Here is an 859-nt window from a genome sequence, read left to right on the forward strand (position 1 = left end):
GCCCCCGGCCGCCCCCTGCCGCAGCCGCTGCACGGCCCGGCGTTCTCCTCCTACCCCGCCGAGGACGTGGCCTGGCTGCTCCAGGACCTCTCCGGCGTGCCCCTGGAGGCCCCCACCGAGGAGCGCGAGGAGGCCATCCAGAGCGGCGGCGCCCACTACGCCGAGTCGCTGCCCGTGGAGTACCAGCCGAGCCCGGAGTACCAACGTCTCTTCCACGACGCGCTGGCCGCCTCCGCCCACCGCGTCGCACAGGCGGTGGCCACGGTCACCGACACCCTGCTCGCCGAACGCTCCCGCACCCGCCCCGACGGCACCACCGCCCGCCCCGTGCTCGCCTCCCTGGCCCGGGCCGGCACACCGGTCGGTGTCCTGATGCGCCGCTGGGCCCGGCTGGCCCACGGCGTGGAGCTGCCGCACTACACCCTCTCCATCGTTCGGGGCCGGGGCATCGACACCACCGCCCTGCGATGGCTGGCGGCCCACCACGACCCGGCCGACGTGGTCTTCGTGGACGGCTGGACCGGCAAGGGAGCCATCACCCGGGAACTGGTGGAGGCGCTCGACGCCCTCCCCGGCCGGCTGCGCGGCGCCTTCTCCGCCGACCTCGCCGTCCTCGCCGACCCCGGTTCCTGCGTGTCGGTCTTCGGGACCCGGGACGACTTCCTCATCCCCTCGGCCTGTCTGAACTCCACCGTCTCCGGCCTGGTCTCCCGCACCGTGCTGCGCGCCGATCTGATCGGCCCGGACGAGTTCCACGGCGCCAAGCACTACCGGGAGCTGGCCGGGGTCGATCTCTCGGGGACCTTCGTGGCCGCCGTCGCGGCACACTTCCCCCGGGTCACCCCCGGCCCCATGGACC

Annotated in this window: 1 protein-coding gene; it reads left to right on the forward strand. The window is 74.9% G+C overall.

The genetic code is table 11. The annotated features are described in order from the left end of the window. Positions 1-859, forward strand: an 859-nt coding sequence (locus tag FOE67_RS27220) for a cysteine protease StiP domain-containing protein (protein ID WP_267133374.1), incomplete at both ends; no start/stop codon positions are given.

The organism is Streptomyces calidiresistens (assembly GCF_014141525.1).
GTDB classification, from domain to species: Bacteria; Actinomycetota; Actinomycetes; order Streptomycetales; family Streptomycetaceae; genus Streptomyces; species Streptomyces calidiresistens.